Raw genomic sequence first — 15,085 nt, 5'->3', positions numbered from 1 at the left:
ACCGACCCTAGGGAATTGAAATTTCGATCTATGTCCTGGTGGTACCGGGCATATAGCTGTCCTGATGGCTTTTATTTCACTCTTAGCTCGCAGACCACCGTCCGAACTGGAGGCAGTGGCGCTCTCTTTCCGTGTCGCTATGCCGTCGGGCGGGCTCCCCGGAGGGGCCCACCGGGCTGCAGGTCCGCTGCACCCCTGGAAGCGGGGTAGCTGGAGCGGAAAACCCAATATATGGGGGTGCAGCCGATTTGCGCTACAAGATAATGCGGTTAGCCGTTGAATGCAAGGCCATAACGGCCCTGATATCTTGTGGATAAAATGTGGGTAAGGAGCGGGGTCAGTGGGCGCTAATCGCCCGTGCGCGACAAGGCGCAGATCGACGCGCCCGGGGCCGTCGAGAGCGGAAATTAGATTATTTTGGCATAGTGGCCCGGGCCGGATATGTCGCTTGATTCTGGCCCGGGGATGAGGTTATTCGTTCAGGTCCGCGAGAGCGTCTTCCGTGGACTCTGAGGTGGTATCTTGGGCGGGTTGTGAGGACGTGTTGTCTCCGCGGCGGAGCACTTCCTCCCGGTGGACAGGCATGGACCGGGGGGCGTCGATTCCGATCCGCACCTGGTTACTGCGCTGCGACAGCACAGTGATTTTGATGTCGTCCCCTATCATGAAAGATTCGCCTTTGCGGCGACTGAGAATGAGCACGGCGGCTTCCCCCATCGTGGTGATCAGTTCAAACTCGTGCCCGGCAGTATATTCGAGGGGGAGGCCTGTGCCAGAGAGAGAGGAAATTTTAACCGGCAAATGAGAACCGGTTGGCGTTTGCGACCCGCCGGAGGGGATGGGTCGCCCGCCTACTGTGCCATCAAAAATTCCAGCAACGCCTTTTGCGCGTGCAGTCGATTCTCCGCTTCGTCCCAGACGACGGATGCGCCGGTATCCTCGAGGAGTTCAGCCGAGACCTCTTCTCCCCGGTGGGCGGGCAGGCAGTGCATGAAGATGGCGTCGGCATGTGCGAGGGCCATCAACTCGTGGTTCACCTGGAACCCGGAAAATTTCTGCAGCCGCGCCTGCTGTTCTTCCTCCTGACCCATGGATGCCCATACGTCGGTGCTGACCCAGTGGGCGCCGCGGATGGCTTCCCGAGGGTCCCGGAATACAGTGACCCGGTCGCGGTTTGCGTCCACCAGAGCTGCGTCGGGCTCGAAGCCGGGAGGGCAGGCAATGCGCAGCTCGAAGTCCCACAGGCGGGCGGCGTTAATGTAGGAGTGGCACATGTTGTTGCCATCGCCAACCCAGGTCACCACTTTGCCCTGGGGATCGCCTCGGTGCTCCACGAAAGTCTGCAGGTCCGCCAGCAGCTGACAGGGGTGGAACTCGTCGGTGAGCCCATTGATGACCGGCACCCGGGAATGGCGGGCGAAACGCTCCACGATCTCGTGCGCGAAGGTGCGGATCATGACCACGTCCACCATGCGCGAGAGCACGCGGGCGGAGTCTTCGATCGGTTCGCCTCGTCCCAGTTGCGTATCGCGCGGGGAGAGAAAAATGGATTGGCCGCCCAGGTGAGCCATCCCGGCTTCAAATGACACCCGGGTTCGGGTGGATGACTTTTCGAAGATCATCCCCAGAACCTTGCCTTTCATGCACTGTGGGTCCTTGCCCGCACGGTGAAGCTCCTTGAGCTCAATGCCTCGGTCGATCAGTTGTCGGAGCTCGCTGGTGCTCAAGTCCGTAAGTGTCAAAAGGTGTCGGCTGGCCATGGTGTTTACTCTCGCGTGTGGATCCGTGTGAAGGGGCGAAAACACCACCCGATCAATTTCGTTTGCAACAGTATCTGCTCTGCACGCCCGGGGCTTGGCTCGAGCTCGTGACCGCGGAGCCTGGAAGGTGCGCGGGAGCAGAAACAAAACAGGCAGCCCGGGCTGCCTGTCAGTGAAATTGTAAAAACCGTAAATATTATAAGTAAACCAGGGGCTTGGCAATTGTAAGTAAACCAGGGGCTTGGCAATTGGACCACGGCGGGGCCCGATGGGCGGTATGGGTCCGCGGCCAGCAGTTTCCATTTAAACCGCAGCCACCCTGAGTTAGAATGCAACAAATCCCGAGTGCTGGACTCGGTTATTGCCCGGCTTCAAATCAGCTCACATTCCTGCTGGAGCCGGAATCCACAGGGTCCGAAACCAATCCAAGTGCCCACACGGTGCAAATTTCAGCCCGCGGCCCATTGAGGTCGGGGTGACAGATGATGCGAGGTAAAGCTCAATCCATGGATACTCTTGAAACCATCAAGCAGCAGATCGCCGAAAACAAAGTCATTCTCTACATGAAAGGTTCCCCCAGTGCTCCGCAGTGCGGCTTTTCCATGCGCACATCTCAGGCGCTGATGGCTTGCGGGCAGCGGTTCGCCTACGTGGATGTTCTGGCCAACCCCGAGATTCGGGCCACTTTGCCGCAATACGGGAACTGGCCCACCTTCCCTCAGCTCTGGGTGAACGGTGAGCTGATTGGCGGCTGCGACATCATCACGGAAATGCACGAGAAGGGCGAACTCAAGCCCTTGATCGATGAGGCTGTGAAGACCGACGAAGCCCAGGACGGTTGAGTCCGTTTTAAGAAGCCCGTGCGTTCAACTCCCCGAACGCTCGTGTGAATGACTCGGCCGGTGCGCCCACTGCCCGGCCGGCTCCCGCCGGATTTATCTTCTCTCCTCTCTCCCGCTATCCACATCGGACTCCCGCTATCCACATCGGACTCCCGCTATCCGCAGGTCCCGCAACCCCATGAGCGCTCGCGCCGCATCCGGTCGATTTAGTATCGGCGGTTCACGCCGGGTTCAGCCAGCCGGCGCGTGAGCGCTTGATGGTCCCTTGTATCGGGCTTCTCTTCACGTTTTTCGGCAGTCGGCTAAACCCCGGACGGGCCTTGCGGTCAAAACTCGTCCTGTTCCGGGGCTGATCCTGTCAAAGAACCCCGGAGCGGCAGAACCTCAAAGCGGAACGGACGACGGGGAAGAGGTGATGGTGATCGAAGTTCCCGGTTACAGGATAGTTCGGCCCCTCGGCAAGAGCACTGTGGCGAGTGTCTTTCTCGCGGTGCACGAGAGTTCCGGGCGGCAAGTGGCGCTCAAACTTCTTCGCTCCAGGCACGGCGACGGCAGGGCATTCAGCACACGTTTTTTTCATCACGCGAGAGCGGTGAGCGAGCTGCGGCATCCCAACATCGCACCGGTTTATGATGCGGGCGTGCATCAGCAACGAGCCTATCTGGCGATCGAGCATGTGCGCGGAAGGGATCTGATGGAAGCGAGGCAAAGCTTCGCGCCCCAGCAAACCCTGCAAATCCTTCGGGAGGTTGCCGGCGCTCTGGACTACGCTGCCCGCCAGGGGGTGTTTCATGGGAATCTGAGTCCGGAAAACGTCATGGTGCGGGCAGGCGACGGTCGGGCGGTGGTCCTGGATTTCGGCCTCGATTCCCTGATCGGCGACGGCGCCGCAGACTCCCGCTCGGACATCTACAGTCTCGGCGTCCTCTTCTTTCTGCTCCTCACCGGCCAGTTCCCACCGACAAGTGACGAAGAGGGCGCACAGGACGTTAAAGGCGGCGCGATCCCGCGATTGCCAGGTCATCTTCGCATTTTTCAATCCATCGTCGATCGTACCCTGGCGCCGGACCCGGACCAGCGCTTGCAGAGCGGGGCCGAGCTGATTGCGGCGATCGGTCAGATCACCGACGAAGACATGGAAGCCATTGAGCTGGCGGTCCGCCATTACGAGGCTGCCCGGCGACGGGGTCTAACCGATGGCCCGACGCCCCACGAACGGGCTGCGGCTTCCCTCGAGAATGCTGTGGAAGCCGGTGAGGGCGAATCCACCGCGCAAGAAATTCCTGCGCCGGTATCCGAGGGCCAGCCCAGGGTGGCGGCAGCCGCTGGCAGCGGACACGAACGGCCACGCCGCGGGCGTTCGGCGATTGGTGTGTTCTGGCCGTGGCTGGCTGCGGCGATGTTGGTGCTGGGCATGGTCGCGCTCACCCGGTTTGCCGTGCACCTTCCGCCCGAAATTTCCCAAGTGGTGGATCGCCTGGTCAGTCGAACGGGAGAGTTGCGCGGAGTAGCCGACCCGGGGCCGCGTGAGACGCTTCCCGCCAAGGCGAGCCCCGGGTCCGAAGTGCCAGCGCCGGACCCGACCCCCACCCCGGTGCGGGGATCTAGCTCGGGCGCGGAACATCCGGCCGAAGCTGCGGAAGCGGCAAGCGCGAACAAGGCCCTCTCCTCGTCGGAAGTCCGGCAGCTGTGGACGCAGTTGGATCGGGATTTGTCTCTTGCCCCGCGCCTCGCCGAAGCGTATCGGCGCGGCGATTCGGCGGATGCCGAGCTGGCCCTTTCCCGCTTGGCCGATCGTCTTCACCAGCACATCAACCGCGCCCTGGAGGGGAGAAATGTAGCCCGGGCGGAACAGGTTCTGAAAATTTTTGAGAACACGTTTGCGGGCCATCCGGATGCGATCTCCGAGCAACTGAAGGAGCGGGCAACAGGAATGAAACGCGCCGCCAGGCTGGTGGAGCAGGGCGACGCATTGTTAGCCGAGGACAAGTTGACCGAACCTCGCCATGAAAACGCCTACCAGCTCTATGGGCGCGCGCTGGATCTGGACCCCGACAATCCCCAGGCGCGTGCGGGCCTTCGGAGAATTCCCGAACGCTATCTGGAACTGGCCCAAGCCAGCCTCCGGTCCGGCAATCACCAGTGGGCGATCGAGTTAGCGTTGCGAGGCTTGCGTGTGGATGGGAAGCACGAGGGGTTGTTGTCCATCGTAGCGGGCGAGGAAGGCGACGGCGAACTGGAAAGCGTCAGAGTTGCAGCGCGGCGGCAGATGACGGCGGAAAACTACCTGACCCCAGCCGGCAGCAGTGCGTTCGACTATTACTTGCGGCTGCAGGACCTGGACCCGGGCAGCGACGAAGCCAGGCTTGGGATCGCTCGCATCGAGCGCGAACTGATTCGCAGCAGCGAAACCTTTATCAATCGCAACCAGTTTGATCGGGCGCGGGAGGTTCTCATTCGCGCACGAGAGGCTTTCCCCGAGAGTCGTCGGTTTCAGAGTCTGGAGGATGCCCTGGAGCGCGCACAGCTGTCGGAGTTGCAGGCAGGGCGCTCGGAGGTCTCGGGACCACAATGAGCCACTGCATCAAATCAGATTCATTGCTTTCAGGATGACGATGCCGCCACTGACGCTCAGAACGGAAGCCAACGTGGACAGCGCGACGATATTGGCTGCCATGCTTCCCTTGCCGCCCATGGCATGCACCATGATGTAACTGGCCGTGGCGGTCGGGGTGGCGGCCATCAGGAACACCACACCCAATTCCATCGCGGTAAAACCAAACGGATAGGCGATCAGCACCGTCGCCGCCGGCACCAGCACCAGCTTCGCGATCACCGTCAGCACCGGCACATTCGAGGCCAGGCGCAGTTCCCTGAGGCTGATACTGCCGCCGATACAGAGCAGGGCCAAAGGCAGAGTCATGGCGCTGAGGTACTCTCCGGACTGCATCAGCACCGGGTGAAGACCAATCCCCAGATAGGACCAAAGAAGCGCAAACACGATGGAAATGACGATCGGATTTTTGCCAATGTTCCAGGCGATTTTTTTCAGCATCGCCTCACTGCCAGCAGCCAGGGTCCGGGTGAGGATGTACACGGACAATACGTTGTACAAAATGGTGAGCACGGCCATGTAGATGGACGCGATGGCGAGCCCCTCCTCGCCATAGGCGTTCGCGCAGAATGCGAGACCGATGATACCCATGTTGCCGCGGAACGAGCCCTGTACGAAAATGCCCCGTTCATCCCGTTCCCGTACCAGCACCCGAGAGGCGAGCTGCAGAACAACGAAAACCGCGACCGTTGCCAGCACGCCCACCCCCAGCAAGCGGAGATTGAGTACCTGATCGAAGTGGGTTTTGATGATGCTGATGAAGAGGAGGGTGGGAAGTCCCACCGAGAAGACCAGCCAGGAGGCTGAGGTGATGAACCCCTCGTTGATGACCTGCAAGCGTTTGAGCACAATCCCCAGGACCACCAGCAAGAAAATCGGCGCGGTAATGCCCAGGGCAAAGTTCAGGGTGGCGAGATAGGATGTCATCAACTGCAGTTCCAGCTTGAAGCTACTTCAACCGCTCGGGTGGGCCCGCAGGGCGGTCTGCATCCCAATGTTCAATCCAGCCGAACCGAATGCTTGCGCCCCCGACGGGTCGCCGCATTTTCCAGTACTTCCTGTTTTTCTTTCGCCGTCAATTGTGACCAGCGGGCGATTTCCCCAGCACTGCGATAACAGCCGATACAGAGATCCTCTGCGTCGAGGGCGCAGACCGAAATGCAGGGAGAGCGGGGTTCGTCCATGGGAAGTACATTGGAGAGTGACGGAGAGTGACATAAAAAAGGCCATCCGCAGATGGCCTTTCGATGGTGCATCGACTGTTACTTGCGGGCTTCGTAGCCCATTACAGCCTTTATTTCCAGGAATTCGTCAAAGCCGTGGGCACCCCACTCGCGACCGTTTCCTGATTGCTTGTAACCGCCAAAGGGAGCGCGTACATCCACCGGCGCGCCGTTGATGTGCACCATGCCGGTCCGCATGCGGGAAGCGACCCGGCGGGCCCTTTCCAGATCACCGGACTGCACATAGCCGGACAGGCCGTAAATGCTGTCGTTGGCGATGCGGATCGCATCTTCCTCATCCTGGTAGGGAATGATGGCCAGCACCGGACCAAATACCTCTTCCTGAGCGATGGTGTCGCTGTTCTTGAGGTTCGCAAAAATCGTCGGCTTGGTATAGAAGCCGGTGTCCAGGCCTTCCGGTTTTCCGGTGCCGCCGCAAACCAGCTGGCAACCTTCGTCGACGGCTTTCTGGATCAGCTTCTGAACTGTTTCCCACTGTTTTCGGTTCGCCTGGGGGCCGATAACGGTGCTGGGGTCGTCCGGTGCGCCCACCACGACTTTTTCGGCGACCGCTTTGGCGATCTCCACCACCTGGTCGTGTTTGTCAGCGGGAACCAGCATGCGGGTCGGGGCGTTGCAGCTCTGACCCGTGTTGTTGAAGCAGCTCATCACACCCATCTTTACGGCCTTTTCCAGATCCGCGTCATCGAGGATGATGTTGGCCGACTTTCCGCCCAGTTCCAGTGAAACGCGCTTGATGGTGTCCGCCGCGTGCTTGGAAACCTGTGCACCCGCATAAGTGGAGCCTGTCAGGGAGATCATGTCCACATCCGGATGCGAGGACAGCCACTCGCCAACCTGGGGACCCGAACCGTTCACCAGGTTGAAAACGCCCGGAGGATAGCCGGCGGCGTCGATCATCTCGGCCAGCACGTAGGCGTCCAGCGGTGCAACCTGGCTGGGCTTGAGGATAATGGTGCAACCCGTCGCCAGTGCCGGCGCGACCTTGCACATGATCTGGTTGATGGGCCAGTTCCAGGGCGTAATCATGCCGCACACCCCGATGGCTTCCTTGAACACATGAGTGGTGCCCAGGTCTTCTTCGAATTCGTAAGTCTTCAGAACTTCCGCAGCGGTGGTGATGTGACCGAGGCCGGTGGCCGCTTGTGCTTTCTGGGACAATGCCACAGGCGCGCCCATTTCCAGGGTGATTGCTTCCGCCATGTCGTTGTAACGTTCCTTGTACACTTCCGCCAGCTTGTTCAGCAGAGCGAGTCGTTCATCGCGGCTGGTTGCGGAAAAGCCCGGGAATGCAGCCTTGGCGGCCGCCACTGCGCGATTGACGTCTTCAGCGCCAGCCATGGAAATTTTGGCGACGGGCTGTTCGGTGGCGGGATTGATTACTTCGATCTGGCGCTGATCGACCGGGTCGACCCACTCGCCGTTGATGTAAAATTTTGTAAGCTCTTTCACGTGGTTCTCCAGAGGTTGATTAGCGGGAATTAAAAACACGATCTGTTGTGGCGCTGGGGCGGGAGCTGCCTGTGACTTCAGCGCCTGCTCGTGCCGAGTCGATCTTCACCGCCTGCCTGCATGCCTCATGGGAGAGAGGGCGGTGATGAGCAGCGCAGTGTGGCTCCGGCTGTTGCACAGAGCTGAAAGCAGGCAAACAAGGTACCCCCAGCACGAGGGAATTGTCAATTGACCTCAGGCTTGGCCGGCGCCATGCGCGAGCGGGCTGCCAGCTGTGCCAGAAAGCGCTGCAGGCTGTTAAATCTGGGCCTTGGGGATGCGGACCACCAGGCCGTCCAGCTCTTCGGTCACTTCAATCTGACAGGAGAGTCGACTGTTGGGCTCGGGGTCGATGACAACCTCCAGCAGGTCCTTTTCGAAATCGCCTGCTTCGCCGACTTTGCTGAGCCATTGCTCGTCCACATATACATGGCAGGTGCCACAGGTGCAGGCGCCGCCGCACTCTGCGAGAATGCCATCGATCATATTGTCGATCGCGCCTTCCATTACGCTGTTGCCGACCGGGACATCCACGTCCTGTTGATCGCCGTTGGGAGAGAAGTAGGTTACCTTGGGCATGGAGTCCTCATTATCGAATTGCCTGGCGGCTGCAATCATAGGGATTTGACCGGGACGAGGCAAACTATGTCAGCGGCGGCGATGCATTCTGCCCCATGACGGATTTTTCACAAAGAATTCAGTACGATTTTTCCGGGTAGCTCAATGTACGAACAACACTCCGACACCGACGCTGACTGGAACGCGAAGGACAGGGCAGCGATGAACCGCGCGCTGGAACTGGCCGAGCAGGCGGCACAGGCAGGGGAGGTTCCGGTGGGCGCAGTGCTGGTCGACGCAGGCGGAACGATTCTCGGGGAAGGTTGGAACCAGCCCATCTCTGCCTGCGACCCCGCAGCCCATGCGGAGATCGTGGCTCTGCGGAACGCGGCGCGAAACACCGGTAATTACCGGCTTCCCGGCTGTACGCTCTATGTCACCATTGAACCCTGCACCATGTGCGCCGGGGCTCTTGTGCATAGCCGGATCGAGCGGGTGGTGATCGCCGCTGCCGAGCCCAAGGCCGGAGCCGTCGTCAGCCAGGCGCAACTGCTGGACGCGCCCTGGTGCAACCATCGCGTGCGCTATGAACTGGGGCTTTGCGGTGCGGAGGCAAGCGAGATCATGTCGCGCTTTTTTCGACGGCGACGACAGGAAAGAAAAGCCGCAAGGAAAGTTGCTGACTCCGGTGCCGATTCAGAGTAACCGTCGTCCGGTGAGCTGATCCTGAAGCAGCGGCCTGAGTGACCTCTGCACGTGAATTGTCGGCTGCAGGCTCTTAGAGCGCTCGGGGGAACAGCGTGTTGGCGGAGATTGTTTCCACCGGCTCGAATCGGTACTCCACCTGGTCCGCAATCAGTTCCTTCTGCCTGCGCTCGTCCTGCCAGCGAAGGATGTTGTAGAACTGGCGGATGCGCTGCACGTAAGCGACGGGCTCCCAGCCACGGGCGTAACCGTGCTTCGTGTGCTGGTAATACTTCCGCTCCGCCAGCAGGGGCAAATAGCGCTGCACGTCTGACCACTTGTCGGGGTCATCGCCGTGAGCCTCCGTCAGGATGCGCGCGTCTTCCAGGTGCCCGGTGCCCACGTTGTAGGCGGCCAGGGCCATCCAGGTCCGGTCCGCACCCTGGATCCGGTCGGGAATGCGCTCGTAGATCTTCTTGAAATAGCGCGCTCCGCCTTTGATGCTTTGCTCCGGGTCGATCCGGTTGGCAATCCCCAGTTCCTTGGCGGTAACCTGGGTCAGCATCATCAGGCCGCGTACGCCCGTATGGGAACGCGCCCTGGAATTCCAGTGAGATTCCTGATAACTCATTGCAGCGAGCAAGCGCCAGTCAATGTTCTGTTCTTCTCCAGCCGTTTTCAAATAGCCCTCCCAGGCCGGCAAACGACTTTCGATGCGTTCGGCGAACAGCATGGCGCCGCCCTGGTTGAACATGTCGGCGTCGCCGTAATAGTAGTCCGTTACCTCTGCAAGCCAACCGCTGGATTCGATCCGGGCAAAAAACGCCTCGGCGGCATCGAACAGGCTGGTGTCGGCAAAACGGGGGAATGCCCAAGCCAGTTGCTGGGGTTCGGAAAGGTCAAACGCGGCCTGCACATTGGGATACACATTGCGATTAATGGCGAAGGCATTGGAGTCGACAATCGCGTAGTCCAGCTCACCATTGTGAACCATCTGCACCAGATCGATCATCTCCAGGTCGTTGCGCTCGCGCCAGCGCAGGCCGGGAAATTCACTGCGCAGTTCCCGCAGGCGTTCCGAATGCGCGCTGTTGGCGATCACCAGGAAATCCTGGCCCACCAGGTCGGCGAGGGATTCCGGTTGGGGCTTATCCCGGTTGTAAATGACTCGTTGAGTAATTTCGAGATAGGGGCGGCTGAAGAGCAGCTCTCGCTGGCGCTTATGAGTCACAGTCAATCCCGAGGCGCCAATGTGGGCTTTAGGGCCGCCCAGGGCGTCCAGGAGAATGGCCAGATTGTCCTCGTCACGGATGACCAACTCCACGCCCAGTTCCTTCGCAAAGGCCTGTGCCAGGGTGTATTCGAAGCCGGTGAAGCCGTAGGGACCTTCGTAGTAGGTGGTGGGTCCGTTGCGGGAGAGCACATAGAGCTTGCCGCTGGCCTGGATCTTCTCCAGCAGGCTCGGCGTATCGCTACCCACCAGTACGCTGCAGGCCAGGAGGACCGCGCAGCTGCACAGCAGGCGTTTAAAAAATCGGAAGACTGGATGAATTCGCTTCATTGATCCCATTGCCGTCTTCTTCCCTGTGACGTGGATGGTGCGATGTCTGGATATGTGCAATTTTATAGGTTGAGCTTGTGATCGGCTAGCTTGCACCTGGCGTGCAAATATAGTAGAGATTGGCCGGAGGGAGCAAAATCGGCCGTGGTGCGCAATTTATGGATCAGATAGAGCGATCCGCGAGGACAAAGTTCCGAGGAAGTGGCACTTGAGAGTAGAAAGTTTTCGTCATAATCCACTCTAATAGCTGGTATTCGCGCCGGGGCTTCGGCAATGGAGCGCCATGGTGGTGGCCGCCTGCTGCTGCCTTCATTGCCGCTATCCAGTACAATGGCGCCTCCCAACGTGGCTCGTTCCCCAGCCTGCCGTCCCGCAACAAACCTCGAGGAAATCAAACCGCTATGCTGACCCTGCTCGGCGCTCCGGCACTTTCCGCATTTCGCAGTCAAAAGCTGCTGACCAGCCTCCAGGCACAGGACTCCGCCATCAGCGCGGTCTCTGCTCAATACGTTCATTTCGCCGCAATGAAAAAAGGCGCGGCACCACTGAACGAGGCGCAGCAGGGCCTGCTTTCCAGACTGCTGGAATATGGCCCCGCACTGGAAACCACTTCGGCGCCGACGGATGTCCGTTCCCAGCGCAGCTTCCTGGTGGTGCCACGCCCTGGAACCATCTCCCCCTGGTCCTCAAAGGCAACGGACATCGCCCACAACGTGGGTCTCGAAATGTTGGGCCGGATCGAGCGCGGCATTCTGTACACCGTGTACAGCCGTGGCGAGGCCGTTGGCGAAGTGGCACCGCTGCTTCACGACCGCATGATGGAAGCGGTCTTCGACGAACTCAGTGAGGCCGAACAGCTGTTTCGCGACGAGGCCCCCCGGCCCGCCAATACCGTGGATCTGCTTGCGGGAGGCCGCGAAGCGCTGGAAGCAGCCAACCGTGAACTGGGGCTCGCCCTTGCCGAGGATGAGATCGACTATCTGGTAAAAAGCTATCAGGACCTGGGTCGCAATCCGGTGGATGTGGAACTGATGATGTTCGCCCAGGCCAACTCGGAACATTGCCGCCACAAGATCTTCAATGCGAGCTGGACCCTCGATGGTGAGGATCAGAGCCGCTCGCTCTTCCAGATGATCAAAAATACCCATGAGCAGGGGGGGGAGGGCGTGCTGTCGGCCTATGCGGACAATGCGGCCGTGGTGGAAGGGCATGTGGCCGGCCGCTTCTATCCGGACCCGGTGACCCGAAGCTATGGCTACCAGCAGGAAGCCATTCACATGCTCATGAAGGTGGAGACCCATAACCACCCTACAGCCATCGCCCCCTTCCCGGGCGCGGGAACCGGTGCCGGTGGCGAGATCCGGGACGAAGGCGCGGTCGGTCGCGGCTCCAAACCCAAGGTGGGCCTGACCGGTTTTGCCGTTTCCAACCTGCAGATTCCCGGTTTTGAACAGCCCTGGGAAAATGAGTACGGCAAGCCCGACCGGATCGTCAGTGCCCTGGACATCATGCTGGAGGGGCCCATCGGTGGAGCCGCGTTCAACAACGAATTCGGCCGGCCCAATATCTGCGGCTACTTCCGCGCTTTCGAGGCGGACTTTGGCGGTGAACGCCGCGGCTACCACAAGCCCATCATGCTGGCCGGCGGCTACGGGAACATCAAGGCGGAGCACATTGAGAAGCCCACCTTCTCCGCCGGGACCCAGTTGGTCGTGCTCGGTGGCCCTGCCATGTTGATCGGCCTTGGGGGTGGCGCGGCGTCGTCCATGAGCGCCGGAACATCCAGCGCCGACCTGGATTATGCTTCGGTGCAGCGCCAGAACCCCGAGATCGAGCGCCGTTGTCAGGAGGTCATCGACCAATGCTGGCAGCTGGGAGATCACAACCCCATCGCCTTCATTCACGACGTGGGCGCCGGGGGCCTGTCCAACGCCTTTCCCGAACTGGTTAAGGACGGCGGCTGCGGGGGCCGCTTCGAACTGCGCAAGGTGCCCAGTGACGAGCCGGGCATGAGCCCCCTGGAGCTGTGGTGCAACGAGTCCCAGGAACGTTATGTGTTAGCGGTGAAGTCGGAAAATCTGGCCGTGTTCCAGGCCATCTGTGAACGGGAGCGCTGCCCCTTCGCGGTGGTGGGTCAAGCCAGTGAGGAAAAACGCATCGTGGTGGAGGACAGCCACTTCGACAATGCGCCCATCGACCTGCCCATGCCGGTCCTGTTCGGCAAGCCGCCCAAAATGCACCGGGAAGGCAACCGCCATTATGCGCCTGTGGAGCCGCTGCAACTGGACGGGGTCACAATGGAAGAGGCGGTCAAACGGGTTCTTCAGCATCCCACCGTTGCCAGCAAGAAGTTCCTGATCACCATTGGTGACCGCTTCGTGGGCGGCATGGTGGCGCGGGACCAGATGGTGGGCCCGTGGCAGGTGCCGGTGGCCGATTGTGCCGTGACTACCAGCGCCTACGACAGCTACTGTGGCGAGGCCATGTCCATGGGCGAGCGCACACCCCTCGCGCTGCTGAACGCGCCCGCCTCGGGTCGAATGGCCATCGCCGAAGCCATTACCAACATCGCCGCCGCGCGGATCGACTCTCTGCGCGACATCCGTTTGTCCGCCAACTGGATGTGCGCCGCCGGACACCCCGGGGAAGACGAAAAGCTGTATCGCACCGTGGAAGCGATCGGCATGGAGCTGTGTCCGCAATTGGGGATCACCATTCCCGTGGGCAAGGACTCCATGTCCATGCGCACGGCGTGGCAGGCCGACGGGCAGGACAAGGCCGTAACGGCTCCCATGTCCGTGGTGATCTCAGCCTTTGCGCCGGTGCAGGATGTCCGCAAGACCCTGACTCCGCAGCTGCGGACCGACCGGGGCGACAGTCAGCTGATATTTGTGGATCTGGCCGGGAAGCAGCAGCGCCTGGGTGGATCCATTCTCGCCCAGGTGTGCGGGCAGATGGGTGAAGCCGTTCCCGACCTGGAGAGTGCGGAGGTTCTGAAAAAATTCTTCACGGCTCTGCAGGCGTGCATCCAGGACGAGCTGCTCCTCGCCTACCACGATCGGTCCGATGGTGGGCTGCTGACCACGCTGGCGGAAATGGCATTCGCGGGCCGCTGCGGTCTGCAAGTGGAACTGGACGGGCTCGGCATCGGCAGCGCGCCCAAGGACGCACTGGCTGCCCTGTTCAATGAAGAGCTCGGCTGCGTCCTGCAGGTGAAATCTGCTGATCTGGATCGCGTTCGCGCGCACTTTGCCGCACAGGGAATCGAAGGGCTGCTGGTAGCCCTGGGCACTGTGTCCACGGAGGAGCGGTTCGTTATTTCACACGGTGGTGAGGTGCTCTACGAGAACAGCCGCGCGGAACTGGAATGCCTGTGGAGCGAGACCAGTTACCGATTGCAGGCCATGCGGGACAACCCGGAAAGCGCCCGCCAGGAATTTGAACAGATCCGCGCCGAGGACCCAGGATTGAGCGCAAAGCTGAGCTACGACCCCAACGAAGATCCGGCTGCGCCCCTGATCGCCGCGGGGCAGCGCCCCCGGGTTGCGATCCTGCGCGAGCAGGGTGTCAACTCCCAGGTAGAGATGGCGGCCTGTTTCGATCGGGCCGGGTTTACTGCGGTGGACGTTCACATGAGCGATCTCTTGAGCGGCCGCGCCACTCTGGCGGACTTCGTGGGCCTGGTGGTGTGTGGTGGCTTCTCCTACGGCGACGTGCTGGGGGCCGGCGAAGGCTGGGCCAAAACCGTGCTGTTCAACAGCACCCTGAGGGATGAGTTTGAGCGCTTTTTCCATCGAACGGATACATTCAGCCTGGGCGTGTGCAACGGCTGTCAGATGATGTCCACGCTGAAGGAGTTGATTCCCGGTGCGGAGCATTGGCCGCGCTTTGTGAAGAACGAGTCGGAGCAATTCGAAGCCCGTTTCGGACTGGTGCAGATCCAGGAGAGTCCGTCCGTGTTGCTGGCTGGCATGGCGGGGTCGCATCTGCCCGTGGCCATCGCCCACGGTGAAGGCCGTGCGGAGTTCGCGTCCGGCGCGGCACTGGAAGAGTGCGATAGCAGCGGGCTGGTGGCTATGCGGTTCGTGGATAATCGGATTCAAGTGGCCGAGCACTATCCCGCCAATCCCAACGGATCGCCGCGTGGAATGACCGGAGTGTGCAGCCGTGACGGCCGGGCTACCATCATCATGCCGCACCCGGAGCGGGTGTTCCGAACCGTGACCAACAGTTGGCATCCCGACGAATGGGGTGAAGACGGCCCGTGGATGCGGATGTTCAGGAACGCGCGCGTGTTTGTCGGCTAGCAAGCCGGCTTGAAACCTTGAGGG

At 60.8% G+C, this 15,085-nt stretch carries 11 protein-coding genes; 4 read left to right on the top strand and 7 right to left on the bottom strand.

Features of this window, described 5'->3' with window-relative positions:
• Window positions 1–471 precede the first annotated feature (471 nt).
• The gene (gene csrA / locus ACURWW_RS07025) at window positions 472–702 is read right to left on the bottom strand and encodes a carbon storage regulator CsrA (protein ID WP_445616089.1); all 231 of its coding nucleotides are present in this window, start codon (window positions 700–702) and stop codon (window positions 472–474) included.
• Window positions 703–851: 149 nt separating this feature from the next.
• Complete coding sequence (gene argF / locus ACURWW_RS07020) at window positions 852–1,760, bottom strand: ornithine carbamoyltransferase (RefSeq protein WP_445616088.1); 909 nt, start codon at window positions 1,758–1,760, stop codon at window positions 852–854.
• A 506-nt stretch (window positions 1,761–2,266) separates the two neighbouring features.
• Between argF and grxD the strand changes: the two genes are divergently transcribed.
• Complete coding sequence (grxD, locus tag ACURWW_RS07015) at window positions 2,267–2,602, top strand: Grx4 family monothiol glutaredoxin (RefSeq protein WP_445616087.1); 336 nt, start codon at window positions 2,267–2,269, stop codon at window positions 2,600–2,602.
• A 415-nt stretch (window positions 2,603–3,017) separates the two neighbouring features.
• Window positions 3,018–5,177, top strand: coding sequence for a protein kinase domain-containing protein (locus ACURWW_RS07010; RefSeq protein ID WP_445616086.1), 2,160 nt, complete (start codon window positions 3,018–3,020; stop codon window positions 5,175–5,177).
• 9 nt (window positions 5,178–5,186) lie between these two features.
• Here the strand turns inward: ACURWW_RS07010 and ACURWW_RS07005 are convergent, their stop codons facing one another.
• From ACURWW_RS07005 to ACURWW_RS06990, 4 genes are all read right to left on the bottom strand, one after another.
• Window positions 5,187–6,143: an AEC family transporter gene (locus ACURWW_RS07005; protein WP_445616085.1), complete on the bottom strand. Its 957-nt coding sequence runs from the start codon at window positions 6,141–6,143 to the stop codon at window positions 5,187–5,189.
• Window positions 6,144–6,214: 71 nt separating this feature from the next.
• Window positions 6,215–6,400 carry a DUF1289 domain-containing protein gene (locus ACURWW_RS07000; RefSeq protein ID WP_445616084.1) on the bottom strand — a complete coding sequence of 62 codons (186 nt, stop codon included), beginning with the start codon at window positions 6,398–6,400 and terminating at the stop codon, window positions 6,215–6,217.
• Between the two features lie 78 nt (window positions 6,401–6,478).
• Window positions 6,479–7,912, bottom strand: a complete 1,434-nt coding sequence (locus ACURWW_RS06995; RefSeq protein WP_445616083.1) for an aldehyde dehydrogenase family protein — start codon at window positions 7,910–7,912, stop codon at window positions 6,479–6,481.
• Between the two features lie 297 nt (window positions 7,913–8,209).
• A complete protein-coding gene (locus ACURWW_RS06990) occupies window positions 8,210–8,530 on the bottom strand; it encodes a 2Fe-2S iron-sulfur cluster-binding protein (RefSeq protein WP_445616082.1) in 321 nt (106 codons plus the stop codon).
• Window positions 8,531–8,674: 144 nt separating this feature from the next.
• On the opposite strand from ACURWW_RS06990, the gene tadA reads away from it, so the two are divergent.
• Window positions 8,675–9,214: a tRNA adenosine(34) deaminase TadA gene (gene tadA / locus ACURWW_RS06985; protein ID WP_445616081.1), complete on the top strand. Its 540-nt coding sequence runs from the start codon at window positions 8,675–8,677 to the stop codon at window positions 9,212–9,214.
• 73 nt (window positions 9,215–9,287) lie between these two features.
• Here tadA and mltF read toward each other — a convergent pair whose 3' ends face one another.
• Entirely contained in the window at window positions 9,288–10,763 is a 1,476-nt protein-coding gene (gene mltF / locus ACURWW_RS06980; RefSeq protein ID WP_445616080.1) for a membrane-bound lytic murein transglycosylase MltF, read from the bottom strand.
• Between the two features lie 392 nt (window positions 10,764–11,155).
• Here mltF and purL point away from each other — a divergent pair, with 392 nt between their 5' ends.
• Window positions 11,156–15,061: a phosphoribosylformylglycinamidine synthase gene (purL, locus tag ACURWW_RS06975; RefSeq protein WP_445616079.1), complete on the top strand. Its 3,906-nt coding sequence runs from the start codon at window positions 11,156–11,158 to the stop codon at window positions 15,059–15,061.
• Window positions 15,062–15,085 lie beyond the last annotated feature (24 nt).

It is taken from the genome of Gilvimarinus sp. F26214L (genome assembly GCF_054401055.1).
The sequence above is the reverse complement of the archived record's forward strand: the minus strand, read 5'-3'. Positions and strand labels throughout refer to the sequence as shown.

What these genes read in the sequence shown, in the direction of transcription:
- argF (WP_445616088.1), bottom strand. Translation starts at nt 1,760, where the DNA reads ATGGCCAGCCGACACCTTTTGACACTTACGGACTTGAGCACCAGCGAG.
- grxD (WP_445616087.1), top strand. Translation starts at nt 2,267, where the DNA reads ATGGATACTCTTGAAACCATCAAGCAGCAGATCGCCGAAAACAAAGTC.
- ACURWW_RS07010 (WP_445616086.1), top strand. Translation starts at nt 3,018, where the DNA reads ATGGTGATCGAAGTTCCCGGTTACAGGATAGTTCGGCCCCTCGGCAAG.
- ACURWW_RS07005 (WP_445616085.1), bottom strand. Translation starts at nt 6,143, where the DNA reads ATGACATCCTATCTCGCCACCCTGAACTTTGCCCTGGGCATTACCGCG.
- ACURWW_RS07000 (WP_445616084.1), bottom strand. Translation starts at nt 6,400, where the DNA reads ATGGACGAACCCCGCTCTCCCTGCATTTCGGTCTGCGCCCTCGACGCA.
- ACURWW_RS06990 (WP_445616082.1), bottom strand. Translation starts at nt 8,530, where the DNA reads ATGCCCAAGGTAACCTACTTCTCTCCCAACGGCGATCAACAGGACGTG.
- tadA (WP_445616081.1), top strand. Translation starts at nt 8,675, where the DNA reads ATGTACGAACAACACTCCGACACCGACGCTGACTGGAACGCGAAGGAC.
- mltF (WP_445616080.1), bottom strand. Translation starts at nt 10,763, where the DNA reads ATGGGATCAATGAAGCGAATTCATCCAGTCTTCCGATTTTTTAAACGC.
- purL (WP_445616079.1), top strand. Translation starts at nt 11,156, where the DNA reads ATGCTGACCCTGCTCGGCGCTCCGGCACTTTCCGCATTTCGCAGTCAA.